The organism is Paraburkholderia sp. J69-1 (assembly GCF_905220255.1).
Classification (GTDB): Bacteria; Pseudomonadota; Gammaproteobacteria; order Burkholderiales; family Burkholderiaceae; genus Paraburkholderia.
Window position 1 is genome coordinate 227,709 of record NZ_CAJMZG010000003.1, and the last position, 20,354, is coordinate 248,062.

The window sequence follows — 20,354 nt, forward strand, 5'->3', positions numbered from 1 at the left end:
TATCGGAAACTGTCGCCTCGTTTGTTTCCTTTCCGATGCACCATGATCCGCACGTCCTGCCTGAGTCCTTCTACTCCCATCCGCTTTGAACGCGTTCACACCGCAGGGTGCGAGGCGGCACGATGAGCAACACCAGCGCACGCGCAGTCGGCTGGCTGCCCTATATCGTCGCGGCAACGTTCTTCATGGAGTATCTGGACACCACGGTAATAGCCACGGCGCTGCCGCAAATGGCGCACTCGTTCGGCGTCGGGCCCAACAGCCTGAGCCTGGGCGTGACGGCCTATATGCTGGCGCTCGCCATCTTCATTCCGGCAAGCGGCTGGGTTGCGGATCGCTGCGGCTCGCGCACGGTGTTCTTCGGCGCGGTGGTCACGTTCACGCTGGCGTCGATGTTGTGCGGCGTCTCGCAGAATCTCGGCGAATTCGTGGCGGCGCGCGTCCTGCAAGGCATCGGCGGCGCGATGATGGTGCCCGTGGGCCGCATGATCGTCGTGCGCAGCACCGAGAAAAGCCGTCTGATGCAGGCCATTTCCACCATCACCTGGCCCGCGATTGCTGCGCCCGTGGTCGGCCCGCCGGTGGGCGGCTTCATCACGACTTACGCGTCGTGGCGCTGGATCTTTCTGCTCAACGTGCCGTTCGGCATTGCCGTACTCGTTGCTATTGCAACGATCGTGCCGAATCTGCGCGGCGAGCAGCGACGCCCGCTCGATGTGGTCGGCCTCGTGCTGAGCGGTGCATCGCTCACGGCCATTCTTTACGGCGCGGAACTCGCGAGCCAGCCCGGCGAAAATCCGTGGCGCGCAGCCGCGATCGTGGCGGCCGGCATCGTGGTTGGCGCGATCGCGTTCGTGCATGCGAAGCGCCATCCCACGCCGCTCGTCGACGTTTCCACGCTGAAAATCCCCACCTTTTCCGTGACCGTCGTGACCGGCTCGATCACGCGCATCGGCATTGGCGCAGCGCCCTATCTGATGCCGCTGCTGTTCCAGATCGGCTTTGGATTGTCGGCCTTCAATGCGGGTCTGCTGCTGCTCGCCAGCGCGCTCGGCAACCTCGGCATGAAGGCGCTCACGACGCGCATCCTCGAACGCTGGGGCTTTCGTCTCGTCGCGATGGTCGACGTGGCGATTGCCGGCATCTCGATGATCGCCTGTGGCCTGCTCACGCCCGACGTGCCGCTCGCCATCGTGCTGATCGTGGTGTTCGTCTATGGCGTGACGCGCTCGATGCAGTTCTCGACGCTCGCCACACTCGCTTACGCCGATGTCGCGCAACCGCAGATGAGCGCCGCCAGCACGCTCTGGAGCGCGGCGGCGCAGATGACGAACGGTCTGGGGATCGCATTCGGCGCGCTGGCGTTGCGCGTAGCCGCGAGTTTCCATGGGGAAACAAGCGGGCACGTGTTCACGCTCGACGACTTCCGCCTCGCGTTTCTGGGCGCGGGCGTGTTGACGCTGCTATCGGTGTGGGGATATGCACAGATGGCGCGCGATGCGGGCCAGAATGTGGGCGGCGGTTCGCGCCGCCAGCGTGCCTGAGCATGGTTTTGAACGTCATGCGGCAGCATCGCGCCGCATGACGTTGGCAAGCCGCGTTACTTCGACAGGCTCGCGCGAACGGTGAACTCCTGTTCCGCGCCGGCTTCGAATGCTTCATCGGCCAGTGCATGCAGGGCATGAAAATCCGACGACAGCGGCTCGACCGGATAGCCGCGCCGCTCCCAGGCATCGAGTCCGCCGCGCAGCGCATGCGCGTGATAGATATGCTTGTCGCGCAGGCGATTCACGATGCGCTTGGCCGTCACTTCGTTCGGACACACGCAATACACCACGATGGGCCGCGCGACCAGTTCGGGCGGTAGCGCCTCGCTCGAATCGAGATCGAGCGGCCGCGCGCCCGGAATCCGGTACGACTCTTTCTCGCGCACGGTTTGCGGACGCGCGTCGAAAACGATCGGCGGCGACGCGGATTTCATCATGTCGTCGAGCTGATCGGGCGAGATGCGATGGGTGGCCAGCCAGTGCCGCAATTGCAGGCGGCGCGCCCAGCGATAGGCCAGAAACAGCACGCCCGCCACCGCGAGCACATCGAAAATCGTCCAGCCATTGGCGCGCACGAACATCGCGAAGCGTGCGATTTCCGAATGCAGCGCCGCCCCGCCGATCAGCCAGGTGCCCGCCCAGAGCGTCGCGCCCACGGCATCCCAGAGCAGAAAAATACGCACGTCCATCGTCGTGGTGCCGAGCAGCGGCGCGGACATCAGGCCGAGTCCCGGCACGAACTTCGCCACCGAAAGGATCGGCGCGCCGTAGCGTTCGAACACGTTGCGCGCCACGCGGATCGTCGTATCGAGCGACAGCGAAAAGCGCACGAGTCCGTTGAGCAGGCGGCGACCGCGCATGCGGCCTGCGGTGAACCAGAGCGAATCCGCGAACAGCGTCGCCACCACGGCCGCGAGCAGCAGATTCACATAGGACGCTTCCCCGCCGGCCGCCATCGTGCCCGCCAGGATCAACACCGGCGCGGCGGGAACCGGCACGCCGAGTTGCGTCACGAGCACGCTGAGAAAAACCGCCCCGGTGCCGAAATCGGGCGGGATGGCGGTGGGAAGAGTCCACATTGCGGGGGTTTCCGACTGGAAGCGATCTGATAAGAAAGGAAACATCTGCGCTGTCTTGGCGCAAGTACGGAGATTACCCCAACTGGGCGACTTCTTGCTTGCTCGCCGCCGTTGCCCGCGTGGGCGAAACGGGTATCACGCGAGTATCGCGCGAGGTGAAGATACGGCCCTGCGCCTGGGGCTTTCCCTGCCCATGCGGGCCGACGCTGCGGACGAATTCGGTGCTAACTTCGAAAGTCTTTATCTGTGGTTTTTCTGCATCGTTTTCCTTCATTCACGGCTCACAGAGTTTTCTCGTTTTCGTAAAAGAAACATGCGTTACTGGCGTCTCGACCGAACGGGACCAGCGGCCTCCAACGGCGCATTCGATCTGTCCCGCGTCACCCGCCTCGTTTCCGCGATTGGCGGCGGCGATAGCAATGCGCTCGCGACCGAAGTGCTGAATCTGCTCGGCCCGGCCACCTCGGTTTCGCAATGCACGGTGTTCGCGTACGAATTCGGCAACCGGCCGCGCACGGTTTCCGTGGCCGACCATCGCGGCGGGCGTTTCCTGCGCGATGTCGCCGATACCTACGCGCGCCTGTTTTACGCGCTCGACGGTAATCAGCGCATCGTCACCGGCGAAGCCGCCAGCCAGCCGGGCAACTCGCTCGTGCTGCACTGGCAGTCGAGCGAGGACATCGCGCACGAAGGCTATCGCCAGACCTGCTACGCCAAGCCCAATGTTTCCGATCGGCTCTCCCTGCTGCTGCAACCCGCTGCGGACATCTGGCTTTCGGTGAATCTCTACCGCGAGCGCGACGCCGGCATGTTCCAGCCGGGTCAGGTGGAACTGGTGGAGTCGCTGGCGCCGCTGATCGGCGAGGCGACGAAACATCATTACGCGCTGCGCGGGCAGAGCCAGATGGGCATTCCGCAATTGATGCTCGCGCGGCTGCGCAGCCTCTGCCCCGAATTGTCGAAGCGCGAACTCGACGCGCTGCGCGGTGTGCTCGAAGGACTCAGCGCCGCCGAAATCGCCGAACACATGGGCGTGAAGCCCAGCAGTGTCGTGACCTATCAGAAGCGCGCGTATCGACGCCTGGGTATTTCCAGCCAGCGTCAACTGTTCGCGCTCTGCCTCGCCAACGACGCGCGCTAACCCGCCTCGCACCATTGGCGCTGTACCCAAAATGAGGACAGCGCCGTCTCCCCCGCACGCGATACTCATTGCATCGCCGTCGGCGAACGAAGCCGGCGGTGCCGCGCGCGACCTCTCACGCCCCGCGCGCGAACAAAAATTTCCGATCGGAGACAACGCGCAATGAGCGTCGAATTCAAGCCCTATCCCTTCGAGGCGAAGCAGTACGACGCCCGCCTTCCCGCCCTCGCCGATGGCCGCGAAACGCAGCGCCACGCCGTCACGATCGTCGGCGGCGGGCCGGTGGGACTCGCTATCGCCTTGGGTCTCGCCAAACATGGCGTGCGCTCGGTGCTGATCGAATCCGACGAGTCGGTCTGTCACGGCAGCCGCGCGATCTGTATTTCGCGCCGCAGCCTGGAAATCATCGAACGCCTGGGCGCACTCGATGGCTTTCTCGCCAAAGGCCTGCCGTGGACCGGCGGGCGCAGTTACTATCGTCACGACGAAGTGCTGCACTTCACGATGCCGCAGGACGAAAACCAGAAGCTGCCGCCGATGGTGAATCTCGCGCAGTACCACATCGAGCAATTCCTGCTCGATGCCGCCGAACGTCACGCGGATCTCATCGATATCCGCTGGCGTACGAAAGTGACCTCGGTGCAGCACGATGCGCATGGCGCGACGCTCAAGCTGTCCACACCCGACGGCGACTACGAAGCGCAAACCGACTGGCTGGTCGCAGCCGACGGCGGGCGCAGCACCGTGCGCGAAGCGCTGGGCCTGAAACTCACCGGCACGAGCTACGAAGGCCGTTATGTGATCGTCGATATCCTGCTCGACAGCGCGCGGCCAACGGAGCGCCTCGCGTATTTCGATCCGGCATCGAATCCCGGCTCGACCGTGCTCGTGCACAAGCAGCCCGACAAGGTCTGGCGCATCGACTACCAACTGCGCGACGGCGAAGACGCCGAAGCCGCCGTCAAGCCCGAAAACGTGATGCCGCGCGTGCAAAGCCTGCTCGACATGATGGGCGAAACGGCCGCGTGGTCGCCCATCTGGATCACGATCTACAAGGCCAACGCGCTCACGCTCGAACGCTATCGCCATGGACGCGTGCTGTTCGCTGGCGACGCCGCGCATCTCGTGCCGATCTTCGGCGTGCGCGGCGCGAATTCCGGTATCGACGATGCGGACAATCTCGCGTGGAAACTGGCCTGGGTGATTCACGGACGCGCGAATGAGCGTCTGCTCGACAGCTACTCCGATGAACGCGTGTTCGCCGCGCACGAGAATCTCAGCTACGGCACGAAAAGCACTGAATTCATGGCGCCGCCGTCGTTCGCCTTCGAATTGATGCGCACTGCAGTGTTGAGTCTCGCCGCTCGCCATGCAGGCGTGCGATCGCTGATCAATCCGCGTCAGACATCGGCGATTGCCTACAAAGACTCGCCGCTCAACGCCGTTTCCGATCCGATCGCCGGTGGTCCCGCGCCAGGCACGGTGCTGCCCGAATGTCCGCTCACGATCGTCGATGGCCACGGCGCACGCGCAGGCCACATGACGGATCTCGTCGGCCCGCATTTCACGGCGTTTTATTTCGGCGATGAAAGTGGTGCGCCACCTGCACTGGCCGCAATCGAGACGTCATGCAAGGTGCCCTTCGCGCTCGTGCCGCTCACGCAACAGACGCCAGCCGATATCACGCAACGCTGCGGCTGGGACCACACGGGCCGCCTCTTTCCGATGTATGGCGCGACGCCTGGCACGCTCTATCTCGTGCGACCGGACGGCCACGTACTAGGACGCTGGCAAGGCAGCGAAGCCACCCTCGCGCAATGCGTGCTGCAGGCGCTCGCTCATGCACTGCGCGCCGCGTGAGTTGCATGAGCTGCGTGAAATGCGTAAGCCGCAACGCTGCCCCATCGACGCAATCAACCCATCAGGAAAACGCCATGAACGCCAGCGATCTCGACACCGTGTACACCCAGTTATGCAAGACCATGACGCAACTGGGCGAGGCCAATGCGCCGCTTTTTCTAGCCCGTTTCGCGCTGCTCGCGCTCGAGCACATCGGTGACGCGCAGGCTGCGCTGAGTCTGATCGAAGCCGCGCGTGGAGATATGCCGATCGCGCAATAAGCCGCCCACCGTCATGCCGGGCGCCATGTTTCCGATCGTCAACGTCGCGCCGTTTGCAGCAGCCGCGCCAGCCGCGAGCGATTGCTAACACCGAGTTTCTGGAACGAGCGATCGAGATGAGTTCGCACGGTCGTATAGGAAATGCCCAGCCGTTGCGCGATTTCCTTGTCGAGCAGGCCTTCGGCGGCCAGTGTCACGACCTCGCGCTCGCGCCGCGTGAGGCGTGCGATCAGGTCGCTCGCATCGGGCGAAGCGTTAGGGATCGCATTGGGTAAGGCGCCTGGTAGCAGCACTGGTTCTCCCTCCAGCGCCTTCGCGTTCAGCGCTTCGTCGCGCGAGCGTGCCAGCGCGGCGGTAAACGCCGGCCGGATCAGGTCGAGCATCGCCAGTTCGTGATCGGAAAAATTCTCGCGATGGTCCCCGCGCCAGATGCGCAGATCGCCGATATTCGTGTCGCCGTCCCAAGCGAACAGATTCAATCCCCAGTGCAAGCCGTCGCGCCGCAGGAAATCGTTGAAGAGTTCGGTGCGCGCGAGCTCTTCATGCGCGATGACATCGGTCACGCGCACCGCTCCGCGCTGATGCTGCAGCAATGGCGTGAGCGGATCACGAAACTGGAAATAGCGTTCGTAATCGCCGAGATTGTCGGCGGACATATTGATGGCGACGCGGTTCGCAAACCTGCCCTGCGCGTCATCCCACACATAGGAGCCGAGAAAATCCGCGCGCAGCAGATCGAGCAGGCGCCGCCCCGCTTCGTAACGCAGCACCGCTTCCGGCAGCGAGCGGTCGGCCAGCAGCTTGAAGATATCGGCGAGCAACGCCAGTTCGCGGCTTGTCAGGTACATGCGCGGCGCCAGTGACCCTGCGTTGGGATTGCGGTTGACGGGCTAGCGGAGAGCCACGAACGTTATAGCTTATATAGCGGTTTTACCGAATTCAAGGCAGCGTGCGGGCGCACAACACCGCGGGAAAATCAGGAGGGAAAACTGGAAAAAGCGTGGCGAAAAAGCCGTGCGCAAAAAGAAAATGGGCAGCCGGAGCCGCCCATGAAAACACACGCCGGCTGGTATTCACCGTCGCCGGAAATTGCATCCTACGCGATGCCCTGCGCGCTGGAATCCTCATTAAAGAGGACAAACGCGCACCCTATGCGAACTTTTCGTGACCGATTGCGCGCGCTTGTGCTTCATCCTCTCATTTCAGGAAAACTTTCCCGGCAAAAATTTCCCATCGGAAACAAGATGCGCCCGCAACCGGTAGCATTGACCGCAAGCGTCTGCGCGGCTTATTGCACGATGCGCGTCACGCCACGTCCACGCGGATCGGCAGCCGCTTCGGGCGTATCGCCATCGATGCGAATCGCCTGAATGTCGCCATTGAAGTTCTGCCCTTTCAGCACATAACCCTTCGCTTCGACCTGTTTCGCGAGATCGCCGTCGATCGGCTCATACGGTTCCCAGAAGATCGTGTTGGGCGGCAACAGTTGATGGTGGAAACGCATCGCGCCCACGGCATCCTTGAGCGGCATCTTGAAGTCGTAGATGTTGCTGATGACCTGGAAAATCGACGTGAAAATGCGCGAGCCGCCCGGCGTGCCAATCACGAGCGACACCTTGCCGTCCTTCGTGAGTATGGTCGGCGACATCGACGACAGCGGGCGCTTCTTCGGCGCAATCGCGTTCGCGTCGCTGCCCACCACGCCGAACATATTCGGCACGCCCGGCTTGGCCGAGAAATCGTCCATTTCGTCGTTGAGCACGATGCCTGCGCCCGGCACGACCACACCCGAGCCGAAGTAGCCGTTGATCGTGTAGGTGTTCGACACGGCGTTACCCCATTTGTCGACCACCGAAAAATGCGTGGTCTCGGCCTTTTCCGGCATCGAGGTGCCGAGTCCCGGCTGCACGCTCTTCGTATCCGAAGGTTTGTCGGGATCGACTTCGGCGGCGCGTTTGGCGATATACGCGTCGTCGGTCAATTGCGCGACCGGCACCTTGTAGAAGTCAGGATCGCCCAGGTATTGCGCGCGATCCGCAAACACGCGCTTTTCGATTTCCGAAATCAAATGAATGTATTGCGGCGAATTGAGCGGCACGTCCTTGAATTGCGGTGCGAGATCGGCCTTCATCTTGAGCAATTGCACGAGACCCACGCCGCCCGAACTCGGCGGCGGCGCGGTAATCACTTCGTAGCCGTTCCATTTCGCTTCGACCGGCTGGCGCCACACGGCCTTGTATTCCTGCAGATCGCGCTTCGTGATCAGCCCGTGGCCTTTCATCGATGCGGCAATCAGATCGGCGGTCTTACCGTCGTAGAAGTCCTTCGCGCCTTGATTGGCGATGCGCGTGAGCACATTGGCAAGATCGGGCTGCTTGAAAGTCTCGCCCACTTTCATCTCGCCGAAATACTGGTCGAAATTGGTTTTACCGCCGAATTCTTTCGATGCATCCTCGCGACGCTTCGCCAGTTGCTCGTCGACCATGAAACCATCGCGCGCGTATTTGATCGCGGGTTGCAGCACCTGTTTCCACGGCAGCTTGCCGAAGCGCTTTTGCGCTTCCCACATGCCTTCAACCGTGCCCGGCACGCCCACGGCGTCATAACCATAAAGGCTCTTGCCTTCGATCACGTTACCTTTGTCGTCCTGATACATCGTGCGCGTAGCGGCCAGCGGTGCGCGCTCGCGATAATCGAGGAAATAAGGCTTGCCGTGCACATAGAGCGTCATGAAACCGCCACCGCCGATATTGCCCGCTTCCGGGTAAGTCACGGCCAGCGAGAAGGCAATGGCGACCGCCGCATCGACGGCATTGCCGCCTGCCTTGAAGATCTCTTCGGCGGCATCGGCGGCATATTTATCGGCAACGGCAACGGCCGATGCATTCAGAACGACGGGGCCTGGCTGGGTATCTTTGGCAAAGGCCGGCGTGGCTTCGAGAAAGCCCGCGGATAAAGCGGAAAGTGAAACGAGTGCGAGAGCGGCAGCGGAAATTTTCGTTCTATCGACCAGCTTCATTGAGTGACCTCCATGATTCGGTTCATCGTATAACGCGTTCTTGCCCAGCTTTCACCGGGCTTGTGGCCCGGTCCCAACGCTTATAGCACGCACAGAAATCGTTTGCGATCCGGCGATCCGCCGATAGCTCACGCGGGTCAAACATCTGCGTTCAAGTCTGCCCGCGCCGCCCGCGTGCGATTTCATCGCCTGCATTGGCGGGCAAACGCATCGTGACGGGAATCGACGCCACCGAGAACAGCCCGACTACCAGAAACGCCGGCCAGAAGTCGGTCCAGACGATGCTCGCATGCCCTTGTATCCGATGCGAAACTTGCAGCACGATACCCGCGATCGTCACGCCCAGGCCGAGCGACACTTGCTGGATCACGCTGGCCACACTGGTCGCGCGGCCGATGTCTTTCGTGGGGATATCGGCATAAGCCAGCGAATTGAGGCCCGTGAATTGCAGCGACGGAAAGATGCCGCCCGCCAGCACGATGAACCAGATGAGCCACACCGGCGTGCCCGGCGAAAACGCGCCGTAAATGGCGATGGCCGCGCCCGCCACCGCGGCGTTCACGATCAGCGTCTTGCGAAAGCCAAAGCGTCCGAGCACGCGCGACACGATCGCCTTCATGAAGATCGAGCCGAACGCGGACGCGCACGTGATCGCCCCTGAAGCGAACGCCGTCATGCCCAGCCCTTCCTGCAGCGCGAGCGGCAACAGGAACGGCACCGCGCCGAGTCCGATGCGAAACAGCGAGCCACCGGCCACGCTCGCGTTGAAACTCGGGATACGCAAAAATTTCAGATCGAGAACAGGCCGCTCGGCGCGCTGCGCGTAGAACCAGTACGCCGCCAGCAAAAGCGCGCCGATCACGCACATCGTCACGGCTTTCGTATTGGAAACCAGCTCGCCGCCCACCAGCGAAAGCCCGAGCATGAAGAGCGATGCGCCGCCCGCCGAGAGCAGAAAACCCAGCCAGTCGAGCGGCCCGGGATGCTCTTCGTGCATGTTGGCGATATGCCGGTTCGCGAGCCAGATACCCAGCACGCCAATCGGAATGTTGACGAAGAAAATCAGCCGCCAGTGCAGATACGTGGTGATAAAGCCGCCGAGCGGCGGCCCCACGACCGGCCCGAGCAGCGCGGGCACAGTCAGATAATTGACTGCGCGAATGAAGTCCGACTTCGGCAGCGAACGGAAGATGATGATGCGGCCCACCGGCACCATCATCGCGCCGCCGATGCCTTGCACGAAGCGCGCGGCCACGAACATCTCCAGCGAACGCGACGCCGCGCACAACAGCGATCCCGCCATAAAGATGCCGATGGCCGTGCGGAACACATTGCGCGAACCGAAGCGGTCGGCCACCCAGCCGCAGATCGGAATGAACACGCCCAGGCCGATCACATAACTCGTGACGGCCAGCTTGAGCGTAATGGGGTCCTGGCCGAGATCGCGGGCCAGCGCGGGCAGCGAAGTGACGATGACCGTCGCGTCCACGTTCTCCATGAACATCGAGCACGCGACAATGAGCGGAACGATGAAAGCGCCGAGGGCAAGTGGCATGGGCAGGAACGACGATCAGCGTGGCTGATGGCGTAAAGCTGCCATTATGGCACTGTGTTGCGGAAAGCGGGCGGCCGGCAACAGATGGAGCGGCGCGCAGAAACAAAAAAGCCACCGTTGACGGTGGCCTTTTCGCTCATCAACGCAGTGCGATTACCCGGCGATCTGCTTCATGCGGCTCGCGACCGGCGTGAGTTGCGGCAGCACCTGTTCGGCGGCGCGCGTCACGTCGTTCGGGAAGTCGATCTCGATCCACGGTGCGCCCGTGACATCGGCCGTTTCGAATTCCGCGCCGCGTTCGAGCAGCAGATCGCGCAGCGCTTCTTCGTGCGGCAGGTTCGCGCGGCCGGTATCGACATAACCTTCGACGATCTGCGCGAAGCGCTTCGCCGTCGCTTCGTTCAGGCGGAAAAAGCCCACCGATTCGCCGATGGTGTCGTACTGCAGGCCCACGGCCAGCTGCTTGCGCAGCTCGACGGGCACGCCGTCACGCAGGCACAACTTCACCGGCTCGTCGCCGGCTTCGAAATCGCGGTCGATCAGCAGACGGTTGGCCGGCGCCTCGCCTGCCACCAGCGGCGCGAACACGCGCTCGTCGTACAGCACATCGGCGTCCATCAGCAGCACGTCGCCGCCGCGCGTCATGGCTTCGGCGGTGCGATGCACCGTCAGCACGCTGCCCAGATCGAAACGCGGGTTCATCACCACTTCGACCTTGTGCGGCCAGCCGATGCGCTTGAGTTCGGCCTCGACCAGTTCAGGCTGGAAGCCGAGCGCGAGCACGACTTCGGTAACGCCCGCCGATTCGAGCATCTGCAGGTGACGTTCGAGCAGCGACACGCCCTCGAATTGCAGCAGACATTTCGGAAACTGTTCTCCAGCTCGTTGCTGAAGGCGCAGGCCAAGGCCTGCCGCGAGAATGATGGCGCGCATGCGCAACGTTCCTTGGGAGAAAAAGGTCAATCGGCGATTTCGACAGCGGGGACGCGCGGAGCGCGCCGGCGTTGCCAGCTACGTTCGCTGAAATGCAGATACAGAAGGCCCGGCAAACCGAGCACGATTTCGCGCGCGCGCTTGGTGAGCGAGAGCGCGAGTGCCGCCTCGGGCGGCAGGCCGACGAGCGGCGCGAGCAGCAAATAGCCGCCTTCCTGGACGCCGAGCGAACCGGGAATGGCGAACGCCGCGCCGCGGATCGCCTGGCCGATGCTTTCCAGCAGCAGCGCGTCGATCCAGCCGACCGGATGGCCGAGGAAATGCAGCGCGAGCCACACTTCCGCCGTGCCGACGAGCCAGCCCGCGAGGCTCAGCGCGAAGCTGGCCGCCGCGCGGCCGCGTTCGTTGTAGAGCTCCTTGACGGCTACGTCGATGGCGTCGGCGCGCGTGGCAAGCGACGACCAGTCGCGCTTGCCGAACACCTTCGCCGCGAGGCGCAGCAAACGGCCGAACAGGCCACGGCGCTGCGCCACGTAAAACAGGGCGATCATGCCGCCGAGCACGACCGTGGCGATGATCGCGGCCACGCCGAGATCGCGCGGCGCGCCATTGGCGGCGTAAGCGGAAAAGAGCGCGATGCCGAACACCGCGAAGACGATCTGCGCCACGGCCTGCAACGTCGTGCTGACCGTGATGGCCGCTGCCGCGTCGCGCATGGCCATGCCGCGCTGCGCAAGCTGACGCACCATCGCCACCGGGCCGCCGATCTGGCCGGCCGGCAGCAGGCTGTTGACGGACTCGCCGCTCCAGCGCGCGAGCAGCGCGTCGCGTTGATCGACGCGCTCGCCCTTCCTGAACATCACCGCAATCGCGCCGGCGTCCAGTGCGAGCGGAACGACGTGGAACGCCGCGACGAGCGCGAGTCCCCAGCCGGCAGCCGCCAGCGTGCTCGTGATCGAGCCGAGACCCTGCCACGCCAGCAGCGCGATAAACAGTGCCGTGCCGATAGACAGCAGCAGGATGGCAACACGGCTCACGCCCGCTCTCCGGTCTTGCGCGCGCCGCCGGTGGCGGACTGCAGCGCCTTGCGGAACACCTGGCGGAAGCCGAAGTACGCAATCGCGTCCTTCATGTTCGAGATGAAACGGCGCCACGGACGCATGTTCGGGTTGGTCACGTATTCGAACGTGAGCGAAACGCGTACCTCGCCTTCGCGGCTGGCCGTCACGCGATGGCGCAGCTTGTCGCCGTCGAACAGCACCAGCGCGCCCGGCGGATATTGCACGGCGCCCGGTTCGTCGGCCTTGTTTTCATCGCGCGTGTGCAACTCATAATCGAGAATGCACGACGAGTCGTCGATCACGCCCAGCAGCACCGTATAACGGCGGCCGTCGTAATACGAGGTGTCGTAATGCCAGCCGATGTGATCGCCCGCGCGCGTGTAGTAATACAGCGCGTAAGCGTGCGGATCGTCTTCGGGCGAAAGCTGGAGTTTGTCGCCGGTGATCTTTTCGAGCCAGGCCAGCAGCTTGGGCGAGCGGTAAAGCTCGGCGATATACGGCTGCAGACGGTCGATCGTGTGACGGCTCACACTGCCGCCCGCCTTGTGGCCGGGAATGAAATTGCGATTGACCTCGGGCATCAGCGCGTTGGCGGCGTCGATGAGCCGCTGCGTGGCGTCCGCGGGCAGAAAGTCGGAGAGATACAGGAACGAGCCCTGATTCACATACTCGTCGCGAAGTTGCGTCGAGTCGAGGCCGCCTAGCGCGCGGCCAATGGCGGCGTCGGGCACCGCATCCGCAAAGGCATGCTGGCCATCCGCCATGCGCGCATCGCCCGTTGCGGCCTGTTCTTGTTCTGCTTGCACACTCATCTGCTGATCCAAACCTGACTGGTTTCCTTGCCGGCCGCACGGCGCGTCACGCGCCAGTAATCGAGCACCACATAAGCCGCGAACAGCGGCGCGCCGATCGAGGCGGCCAACACAAACGGCGATGCGATTCCGGTGAGCGTGACAAGCGGCAACAGATACAGCACGTCTTCCGTCTCGAAACCGCCGACGAAAGCCTGCTGCGTGCCGGACTTGCCCGCCATTTCCTCGATACGCATGCGAAGGAAGAAGATTACCGCGACCGCCACGCCGGCGATACCGCCGAGCACGGCCGGCGGCACGTGCCATTCGGCCGCAGCCGTTCCAGCGGACGCAACGCCCAGGCCATAACCCATGCCGAAAAACAGCAGGATGGTCGTGGCGGCATCGGCCGCGAGATCGTAGAAATGGCCGATACGGCTGGTTTTGCCGCTGATACGCGCGAGTTCGCCGTCGGTGTGATCAACGAAATTCGACAGAACGATCAGAAAGGCGCCAATATTGACGTGCAGAAAATCGCCGCGCGCCAGATAAAAAGCACCGGCGACGCCGATCAGCAGGCGCAGCGTAGTCAGATGATTGGGGGTAACGCGGGTGGAGACAAGCGGTGTCACGAGCCAGCGCGCCGCGCGAGCATCCCACGTGCGCGGCAGCGGCACCACACGGGGCGCCGGGTTAACAGGTTGGTCTTTTCCAGTCATAACCGGGAAGTATAGTGTAAGGCGTCTTAGTACGCTTTCGCGCCTAACATACTTGCGTGTAAATTATTGATTCGCAAGAGGACGGTTGGCTTTCCTTGCCTGACACGGCCTGGCGCGGAATGTGGCGCGGTGTTGCGGTGAAGCGCGCGGCCGGAAATCGCAGCGGGCTGCGGCGTGCTTTGCCGCGAGCACGCTCGCGCAAACCCGCGTACAGTGCAGCCCTTTCGCATCGGCCCCGGTTGCGCACGCCCATGCTGCATCGGCGTTGCTCCAATTTGGCCCAATCGCCAGACATTCGATGAAACGCTTTTCCCTCGCTGCCCTGCTGCTTGCGGCGCTGCCTTTCGTGCCGATGACCGGCCACGCGGCCGCCCTCGACGAATCGCTGACCTGCAAGGAGTCGGCGCACGATTTCATTTCGGGACTGATCGACCAGAAGCTGATCGACGAAAAGCCCATGCGCGTCGAGAGCAATTCGATCAACGCTTTCTGGCCCGCGCACGGCCAGCATCTGACCGCTTACGGCTTCAGCGTGTTCGCGATCGTGGGCTTCCAGCAGGACGACCCGCTTTTCAAGACCGGCGACGGCAAGCCCATCGGCCGTTCGGCCTATGGCGCGGTGGTGGTCGCGACGCAGGCCAGGGTGCAGGCAGCGCTCGACGCCGCCGGCAACACCGCCATCGTCCATCACGCCGGGCCGCTGCTGACGGCCATTTTCTGCAAACAGGAATAAAGCGGCGGCTTCAGAGCCCTTGCAGGAAACGTCGCAGAACCGTTATTCGATACGGCCGAAACCGCCTTCGGCCCACGATTGCGCGCGCGCCTTGGTCAACTTGAAGTTGGGCGCGACGCGCACCTGCGCGATCTGTTCGCCGTAAGCGTCGAGTGCCGTGAGCATGGCATAGGGCTCATATTCGTCGGGCACGATATCGAGCGTGACGTCGATATCGCCATCGTCGGTACGCAGGCCGATGCGCTTGTGCAGCAGCGCATGCAACTGCTGTTCGTGACGGCGCAGCACTTCCGAAGCGGTCTTCACCAGCGTGTTGAACGCCGACGTATCGAGCGGCTTCGGATTCTTCTTGTCGCGGCCCATCGTCCAGGGTCCGACCAGCGCGGGCTCGGGCTCGCCGTCCTTGATCATCTGGACCGCCCAGCCGTCGTCGTCTTCGTTCTTGATCACGCGCGCCATCCAGCCGTCCTTGTGCCACAGGCGCGGGTCCTGAATCACTTCGGCCTCCCCTTCGGCGGTCGGATCGTGGGCGTCATCGGGGAAGTCGGCGGGAGAAGCATCGGTCATGGCGGGTTCCATCGGGTTCTGCGGATCTGCCCGCTTTTTTGCGGACAGGGGCAGGATTTTACCCGCAAGCGCCAGGGCGGCGGTCGGACCGTCCGCTCGCGACGATAGACACCGGTGTCATCCGGGCCGCAATCGGCTGCCGCGTAATAATCGGCAAAATACATAAGCCGATACGCCGATAATGCGTGCCATTCACTTGCCAATCAAAATGCTTTCAATTTCTCAACCGTAATCGCAGACGCGGTTGTTCGCGCGTCAATATGACTCATTTCGTTTTTGGCAACACTGTCTTTCACGCCGCGCATTGAACTAATAATGATTTTAAGCGACAGGCAAAAAAAACGCGGCCCGAGGGCCGCGAAAAACAGATGAAAAAAGACCACCCTTGGTCAAAGGGGCAAACGAATTGTACCGCCGCGCACCCCACCTTTAGATCGCATAATCTGGAACAGTACCTTTCAGATTTCGACGTAAATATCGCACGAAAATCGTGCAATCCCCGCAATGCGCCGTGGCTCAAGCCTCCCGGGTACGTCGCACATGCGCAACAAAATCGGCCTTGTCACATTTTGTCGCATATCTCACGATTAAGAAAAATACCTTTATCGACAAATACTTAGAGGTATTAATCTGGTTATTACAATTTCCAGAAAGAATTGTTGTGCGGGACAAAACGAATCACGACGATTGCCGGAATACACTTTCCCTCGAATCGTCAGACCACGAAATTCATTGCCAGACAATCGGCTTTCGTGAGATTCCCAAGTACTGTCCGGAGTTAAAAGCATGAAAAAAACCCTTATCCTCGCTGGCGTTCTCGGTGCATTTGCAATGAGCGCTCATGCGCAAAGCAGCGTGACCCTGTATGGCTCGCTCGACGCCGGTATCGTCTACGCCAACAATGCGGGCGGCCACAGTCTGTGGGCGCAAGGCAGCGGCGCAATGTCGAACAACTACTTCGGCCTGAAAGGCGCTGAAGACCTCGGCGGCGGGCTGAAGGCGATCTTCACGTTGGAGAGCGGCTTCAATCTCAATAACGGCGGCTACAAGAACGGCGACAGCGGCTTCAACCGCCAGGCCTATGTCGGTCTGCAAAGCGACAAGTACGGCACGCTCACGCTCGGTCGCCAGTACGACTCGATGAACCAGTACCTCGCGCCGCTCTCGGAAGCAGGCGCGGGCTTCGGCAACAACCTCGCCGGTCACCCGTTCGACAACGACAACTTCGCCCAGTCGTTCTCGATCAAGAACGCGGTCAAGTATTCGAGCGCGAACTACTCGGGTCTGCAGTTCGGCGGCCTGTATGGCTTCTCGAACCAGGCTGACGGCTTCGCGAACAGCCGCGCCTGGAGCGCGGGCGCGTCGTACAGCAACGGCCCGCTGAATGTCGCGGCCGGCTACCTGCAATTGAACAACTCGGGCACCGTGGGCGGCAACACGAGCGGCGCGGCTTCGGCTGACCAGAATATCTCGGCACGTCAGCAACGCACCTTCGGCGCCGGCGCGAACTACACCTACGGCCCGGCGCAAGTCGGCTTCGTGTGGTCGCATTCGCAGATCGACGGTCTGCAAAGCCTCTCCAGCGGCGGCGCGACGCTCGCTGGCGTGAGCGGCCTGAATCTCCATATGGACAACTTCGAACTCAACGGCGCGTATCACCTGACGCCAGCGCTCGCCCTCGTCGGTTCGTACACGTTCACCGACGGCACCGTGACCGGCACGGGCAGCGGCGACCAGAGCCCGAAGTGGCACACCGTCATGGTCGGCACCGACTACTCGCTCAGCAAGCGCACCGACGTCTACCTCGCTGGCGTGTATCAGCACGCTTCGGGTTCGATGGGCGTGAACGGTTCGGGCCAGGCCGTCGCCAACGTCGCTGCGATCAACACGCTCTCGCCGTCGACGACCAACAACCAGATCGCCGCGACGGTCGGTCTGCGTCACCGCTTCTAAAGCGCCCCGAAGTCATCGCACAAGCGTCATCACACAAGCGCGCGATCCGCGCTTGTCAGCCTTCAGCAAGACGCCCGGTTGCCACAAGCAGCCGGGCGTTTTTTCGATGTGCTTTCGCGCCGTGCTTTCAGTTTCGTATCGGCAACTTTTGACGTTCGCGCAGGCACGCGATCGAATGCGCGCTAGCGCTCGCGCAGTTGCATCTTTTTACGTCTCTATGAGCGTGCTTCGATGAACGCGTGCGTATACTCATAAACACACGTGTCCTGCAACGCAGCCTGCGTTGCCTCCTGTCCCGCACCCGTCACGCCGCTCATGAATACCTTCTCGCAACGCCTCATCGCCATCGTCCCGCTCGCACTCGTTGCCGCTTGCGGATCGTCGCCATCCAGCACTGCCTCGAATGGCGAAACCATGATTTACGCGTCGTCGGCGCGCTCGCCTTCATCGATCGCGAACTGCCTCGAAGATCGACTGTCCAGCGTGCATGAATCGCGTAACGGCAACAGCATGGAACTCGTCGTGGGCTCGCGCTCGGACGCCTCGTACCTGGTCACGCTCATCCCGAGCGGCAGTGGATCGGTGATTCGTGTGACCCATGGCGCGTCGACATCGGACGATCCGCCCGAACCCGAATTGCGCTTCGACGTGGCGCGCTGCACGACCTGATGTGAACGCACGCGAGAACTGTTGCAACTAACCAAAACGCTAAAAGCCCTTTATTTAGCGGACAAAATGAATTCTCGCGTCTTGCCCCTGTCATGATGCCGTCACATCTGCGAAGATTGCGCCCTCTTTGAAATTCGCAAGACAACGCTTCATGGCATCTGGGTCCGCACATCACGCCACCGGCTGGGCCGCCGGTGTCATCGCCGCTGCAATCATCACGCACGCGGGAGCGGATACGCCCTGGCATCTCGCTGCCGCATTGGCTTTTGTTGCCGGTGTAGCAGGCGGAACGGCGCCCGACTGGCTGGAAGTCGCGTGGTGGAGAAAGAAGCGCAAGCTCTGGGTCACGCATCGCACCATCACGCATTGGGGTGTGGGCTGGGTGGCCTTGCTGCTGTGCTCGTACCGGGAACTCGGGCATTGGCTGATCGCCGCGCCCGCATTCGGCTTCGCCTGCGGCGGCTTGATCCATCTGTTCGCGGACTGGCCGAACCCGCTGGGCGTGCCCTGGATCGCGCGCCGTCATTCACTGAACCTCTGGCGCAGCGGACGATGCGATCTCATCGTGATCGGCGCTTCATGGGTTGCCGCGTGGTTCTTCGCCGTGCATGGCGTGCCGCATAGCTGGTCGTTCGAGACGCTCCGGCGGCTGGCCTGACGATCTGCAATCCGAACTAATTGACTGAGCTTTCGGGCAGACGGCGCCTGCTTGCGCCGCCTGCCCGATCCTTCCATTCCACCAATTAGTCGATCAGTCGATCGAGAAGTCGATGCCTTGCGCCAGCGGCAGCGCCGACGAATAGTTCACCGTGTTAGTCGCGCGCCGCATATAGCCCTTCCACGCATCCGAGCCCGATTCGCGGCCGCCGCCGGTTTCCTTCTCGCCGCCGAACGCGCCGCCAATTTCCGCGCCGCTCGGCCCGATATTCACGTTGGCGATCCCGCAATCGCTGCCCGATGCCGAAAGGAAACGCTCGGCCTCGCGCAGGTCCGTCGTGAACACGCAAGACGACAAACCGTGCGCGGCAGCGTTATTCGCGGCAACGGCGTCATTGAAGTCGCGATACTTCATGACGTAGAGAATCGGCGCGAAGGTTTCCTTGAGGACGATAGCGCTCTGTGCCTGCATTTCCACCAGCGCGGGGCGCACGTAATAGCCATTGGCCAGTCCCTCAACCTGAACCCGCTCGCCGCCCGTGACCGTACCGCCTTCGGTACGCGCCTGCTGCAGTGCCGATTGCATGCGCTCGAACGCGTGCGAATCGATCAGCGGCCCCATCAAGGTGCCGGCCACCAGCGGGTTTCCGATCGGAACCTTGGCGTAAAGCTGCTTCAAGCGCTCGACAGTCGCCTCGTAGACGCTCTCGTGCACGAACAGGCGGCGCAGCGAAGTACAGCGCTGCCCGGCCGTGCCAACCGCCGAAAAGAGAATCGCGCGCAAGGCGAGTTCGCGGTCGGCGCTGGGCGTCACGATGCCCGCATTATTGCCGCCGAGTTCGAGAATCGAGCGGCCAAAGCGCTGTGCCACGGTCACGCCGACCGCGCGGCCCATCTCCGTGCTGCCGGTCGCGCTCACGATCGCGGCGCGCGGATCGGCCACGAGTTTCGCGCCGACATCGCGTCCGCCCACCACCAGCGAAACCAGGCCATCGGGCGCGTCGCCAAACGCATTCAGCGCTTCGCTCATGAGTTTCTGCACGGCCAGCGCAGTCAGTGGCGTTTTCTCTGACGGCTTCCAGATCACGGGATTGCCGCAAACCAGCGCAAGCGCCGCGTTCCAGGACCAGACGGCGACCGGGAAATTGAACGCCGAGATCACGGCGCACACGCCCATCGGATGCCAGCTTTCGGCCATGCGATGGCCGGGGCGCTCGGATGCGATCGTCAGGCCGTAAAGTTGCCGCGAAAGACCAACCGCGAAATCGCAGATGTCGATCATTTCCTGCACTTCGCCCAGCCCTTCCTGCAGGATCTTGCCCGCCTCCAGCGAGACAAGGCTGCCGAGCGCTTCCTTGCGTTCGCGCAGGCGCTCGCCCAGCAGCCGCACCAGTTCACCGCGGCGCGGCGCGGGTACGTTGCGCCACTGGAGAAAGGCTTCCTGCGCGCGCGTCAGCGCCGCGTCGACGTCCGCCGCCGACTGGCTGGCCACCCGCCCGATCAACTCGCCGGATACCGGCGATCTCACTTCGATGTCACCCGACCTGGCTGCTTCTGAAATGCCGAGGTCGGCAAGAATGCGTGTTGCGTCCATGACCGATCCTTTTATTTCCGATAAGAAACAAACGTGATGCAGCCGACTATACACGGGGCGAGATGGTGCAGCAAGACGGGGAAAGCCGAACGCAATAAAGCCTGCCGGACGGGCATTTCACGGCTTGATGGCACCATTTTTTCAGGAAAGCCCGTCTCCACGCAGAAGTTTCCTTTGAGAAACATTGCTCAGCCGAGCGAGTTTCCGATAGGAAAA

At 62.6% G+C, this 20,354-nt stretch carries 19 protein-coding genes; 8 read left to right on the plus strand and 11 right to left on the minus strand.

The features are described 5' to 3' along the window. Positions 1–122 precede the first annotated feature (122 nt). Complete coding sequence (locus tag U5A67_RS06715) at positions 123–1,544, plus strand: DHA2 family efflux MFS transporter permease subunit (protein WP_321813463.1); 1,422 nt, start codon at positions 123–125, stop codon at positions 1,542–1,544. A gap of 56 nt (positions 1,545–1,600) precedes the next feature. On the opposite strand, the gene U5A67_RS06720 is transcribed toward U5A67_RS06715, so the two are convergent. Both U5A67_RS06720 and U5A67_RS06725 read right to left on the minus strand, forming a co-directional pair. Further along, the gene (locus tag U5A67_RS06720; protein WP_321813464.1) at positions 1,601–2,626 is read right to left on the minus strand and encodes a VTT domain-containing protein; all 1,026 of its coding nucleotides are present in this window, start codon (positions 2,624–2,626) and stop codon (positions 1,601–1,603) included. Positions 2,627–2,699: 73 nt separating this feature from the next. Continuing rightward, on the minus strand, positions 2,700–2,900 hold the full coding sequence (locus U5A67_RS06725; protein WP_321813465.1) for a hypothetical protein: 201 nt from the start codon (positions 2,898–2,900) through the stop codon (positions 2,700–2,702). Between the two features lie 39 nt (positions 2,901–2,939). Between U5A67_RS06725 and U5A67_RS06730 the strand changes: the two genes are divergently transcribed. The 3 genes from U5A67_RS06730 (at position 2,940) to U5A67_RS06740 (ending at position 5,887) form a co-directional block, all read left to right on the plus strand. Then, positions 2,940–3,767, plus strand: a complete 828-nt coding sequence (locus U5A67_RS06730; RefSeq protein ID WP_321813466.1) for a helix-turn-helix transcriptional regulator — start codon at positions 2,940–2,942, stop codon at positions 3,765–3,767. Positions 3,768–3,929: 162 nt separating this feature from the next. After that, positions 3,930–5,627, plus strand: coding sequence for an FAD-dependent oxidoreductase (locus U5A67_RS06735; RefSeq protein ID WP_321813467.1), 1,698 nt, complete (start codon positions 3,930–3,932; stop codon positions 5,625–5,627). A 74-nt stretch (positions 5,628–5,701) separates the two neighbouring features. After that, positions 5,702–5,887 carry a hypothetical protein gene (locus U5A67_RS06740; protein WP_321813468.1) on the plus strand — a complete coding sequence of 62 codons (186 nt, stop codon included), beginning with the start codon at positions 5,702–5,704 and terminating at the stop codon, positions 5,885–5,887. Between the two features lie 38 nt (positions 5,888–5,925). Here U5A67_RS06740 and U5A67_RS06745 read toward each other — a convergent pair whose 3' ends face one another. The 7 genes from U5A67_RS06745 to U5A67_RS06775 form a co-directional block, all read right to left on the minus strand. Further along, the gene (locus U5A67_RS06745; RefSeq protein ID WP_321813469.1) at positions 5,926–6,735 is read right to left on the minus strand and encodes a response regulator transcription factor; all 810 of its coding nucleotides are present in this window, start codon (positions 6,733–6,735) and stop codon (positions 5,926–5,928) included. Between the two features lie 440 nt (positions 6,736–7,175). Beyond that, entirely contained in the window at positions 7,176–8,906 is a 1,731-nt protein-coding gene (gene ggt / locus U5A67_RS06750) for a gamma-glutamyltransferase (RefSeq protein ID WP_205982863.1), read from the minus strand. A gap of 151 nt (positions 8,907–9,057) precedes the next feature. Next, positions 9,058–10,461: an MFS transporter gene (locus tag U5A67_RS06755; RefSeq protein WP_205982864.1), complete on the minus strand. Its 1,404-nt coding sequence runs from the start codon at positions 10,459–10,461 to the stop codon at positions 9,058–9,060. 153 nt (positions 10,462–10,614) lie between these two features. Next, positions 10,615–11,394, minus strand: a complete 780-nt coding sequence (locus tag U5A67_RS06760; protein ID WP_205982865.1) for an NTP transferase domain-containing protein — start codon at positions 11,392–11,394, stop codon at positions 10,615–10,617. A 26-nt stretch (positions 11,395–11,420) separates the two neighbouring features. After that, positions 11,421–12,431, minus strand: a complete 1,011-nt coding sequence (locus U5A67_RS06765; RefSeq protein ID WP_205982866.1) for a flippase-like domain-containing protein — start codon at positions 12,429–12,431, stop codon at positions 11,421–11,423. Then, entirely contained in the window at positions 12,428–13,267 is an 840-nt protein-coding gene (locus tag U5A67_RS06770) for a 2OG-Fe(II) oxygenase (RefSeq protein ID WP_321813470.1), read from the minus strand. Before U5A67_RS06770 ends, U5A67_RS06765 begins: the two co-directional genes overlap by 4 nt. Beyond that, positions 13,264–13,965 (minus strand): CDP-alcohol phosphatidyltransferase family protein, encoded by a 702-nt coding sequence (locus U5A67_RS06775; protein WP_205982868.1) that lies wholly within the window; start codon positions 13,963–13,965, stop codon positions 13,264–13,266. Before U5A67_RS06775 ends, U5A67_RS06770 begins: the two co-directional genes overlap by 4 nt. 298 nt (positions 13,966–14,263) lie before the next feature. Between U5A67_RS06775 and U5A67_RS06780 the strand changes: the two genes are divergently transcribed. Further along, positions 14,264–14,698, plus strand: coding sequence for a hypothetical protein (locus U5A67_RS06780; RefSeq protein ID WP_205982869.1), 435 nt, complete (start codon positions 14,264–14,266; stop codon positions 14,696–14,698). A gap of 42 nt (positions 14,699–14,740) precedes the next feature. Here the strand turns inward: U5A67_RS06780 and U5A67_RS06785 are convergent, their stop codons facing one another. Further along, the gene (locus U5A67_RS06785; protein WP_205982870.1) at positions 14,741–15,265 is read right to left on the minus strand and encodes a hypothetical protein; all 525 of its coding nucleotides are present in this window, start codon (positions 15,263–15,265) and stop codon (positions 14,741–14,743) included. A 786-nt stretch (positions 15,266–16,051) separates the two neighbouring features. Here U5A67_RS06785 and U5A67_RS06790 point away from each other — a divergent pair. The 3 genes from U5A67_RS06790 (at position 16,052) to U5A67_RS06800 (ending at position 18,545) form a co-directional block, all read left to right on the plus strand. Beyond that, positions 16,052–17,218, plus strand: coding sequence for a porin (locus tag U5A67_RS06790; RefSeq protein WP_205982871.1), 1,167 nt, complete (start codon positions 16,052–16,054; stop codon positions 17,216–17,218). Between the two features lie 315 nt (positions 17,219–17,533). Next, the gene (locus U5A67_RS06795; protein WP_321813471.1) at positions 17,534–17,887 is read left to right on the plus strand and encodes a sugar ABC transporter ATPase; all 354 of its coding nucleotides are present in this window, start codon (positions 17,534–17,536) and stop codon (positions 17,885–17,887) included. A gap of 151 nt (positions 17,888–18,038) precedes the next feature. Next, on the plus strand, positions 18,039–18,545 hold the full coding sequence (locus tag U5A67_RS06800) for a metal-dependent hydrolase (RefSeq protein ID WP_205982873.1): 507 nt from the start codon (positions 18,039–18,041) through the stop codon (positions 18,543–18,545). Positions 18,546–18,638: 93 nt separating this feature from the next. On the opposite strand, the gene U5A67_RS06805 is transcribed toward U5A67_RS06800, so the two are convergent. Beyond that, positions 18,639–20,138, minus strand: a complete 1,500-nt coding sequence (locus tag U5A67_RS06805; RefSeq protein WP_321813472.1) for an aldehyde dehydrogenase family protein — start codon at positions 20,136–20,138, stop codon at positions 18,639–18,641. Positions 20,139–20,354: the final 216 nt, after the last annotated feature.

What these genes read in the sequence shown, in the direction of transcription:
- U5A67_RS06740 (WP_321813468.1), top strand. Translation starts at nt 5,702, where the DNA reads ATGAACGCCAGCGATCTCGACACCGTGTACACCCAGTTATGCAAGACC.
- U5A67_RS06780 (WP_205982869.1), top strand. Translation starts at nt 14,264, where the DNA reads ATGAAACGCTTTTCCCTCGCTGCCCTGCTGCTTGCGGCGCTGCCTTTC.
- U5A67_RS06735 (WP_321813467.1), top strand. Translation starts at nt 3,930, where the DNA reads ATGAGCGTCGAATTCAAGCCCTATCCCTTCGAGGCGAAGCAGTACGAC.
- U5A67_RS06725 (WP_321813465.1), bottom strand. Translation starts at nt 2,900, where the DNA reads ATGAAGGAAAACGATGCAGAAAAACCACAGATAAAGACTTTCGAAGTT.
- U5A67_RS06755 (WP_205982864.1), bottom strand. Translation starts at nt 10,461, where the DNA reads ATGCCACTTGCCCTCGGCGCTTTCATCGTTCCGCTCATTGTCGCGTGC.
- U5A67_RS06770 (WP_321813470.1), bottom strand. Translation starts at nt 13,267, where the DNA reads ATGAGTGTGCAAGCAGAACAAGAACAGGCCGCAACGGGCGATGCGCGC.
- U5A67_RS06800 (WP_205982873.1), top strand. Translation starts at nt 18,039, where the DNA reads ATGGCATCTGGGTCCGCACATCACGCCACCGGCTGGGCCGCCGGTGTC.
- U5A67_RS06730 (WP_321813466.1), top strand. Translation starts at nt 2,940, where the DNA reads ATGCGTTACTGGCGTCTCGACCGAACGGGACCAGCGGCCTCCAACGGC.
- U5A67_RS06775 (WP_205982868.1), bottom strand. Translation starts at nt 13,965, where the DNA reads ATGACTGGAAAAGACCAACCTGTTAACCCGGCGCCCCGTGTGGTGCCG.
- U5A67_RS06760 (WP_205982865.1), bottom strand. Translation starts at nt 11,394, where the DNA reads ATGCGCGCCATCATTCTCGCGGCAGGCCTTGGCCTGCGCCTTCAGCAA.
- U5A67_RS06785 (WP_205982870.1), bottom strand. Translation starts at nt 15,265, where the DNA reads ATGACCGATGCTTCTCCCGCCGACTTCCCCGATGACGCCCACGATCCG.
- U5A67_RS06745 (WP_321813469.1), bottom strand. Translation starts at nt 6,735, where the DNA reads ATGTACCTGACAAGCCGCGAACTGGCGTTGCTCGCCGATATCTTCAAG.
- ggt (WP_205982863.1), bottom strand. Translation starts at nt 8,906, where the DNA reads ATGAAGCTGGTCGATAGAACGAAAATTTCCGCTGCCGCTCTCGCACTC.
- U5A67_RS06790 (WP_205982871.1), top strand. Translation starts at nt 16,052, where the DNA reads ATGAAAAAAACCCTTATCCTCGCTGGCGTTCTCGGTGCATTTGCAATG.
- U5A67_RS06720 (WP_321813464.1), bottom strand. Translation starts at nt 2,626, where the DNA reads ATGTGGACTCTTCCCACCGCCATCCCGCCCGATTTCGGCACCGGGGCG.
- U5A67_RS06715 (WP_321813463.1), top strand. Translation starts at nt 123, where the DNA reads ATGAGCAACACCAGCGCACGCGCAGTCGGCTGGCTGCCCTATATCGTC.
- U5A67_RS06805 (WP_321813472.1), bottom strand. Translation starts at nt 20,138, where the DNA reads ATGGACGCAACACGCATTCTTGCCGACCTCGGCATTTCAGAAGCAGCC.
- U5A67_RS06795 (WP_321813471.1), top strand. Translation starts at nt 17,534, where the DNA reads ATGAATACCTTCTCGCAACGCCTCATCGCCATCGTCCCGCTCGCACTC.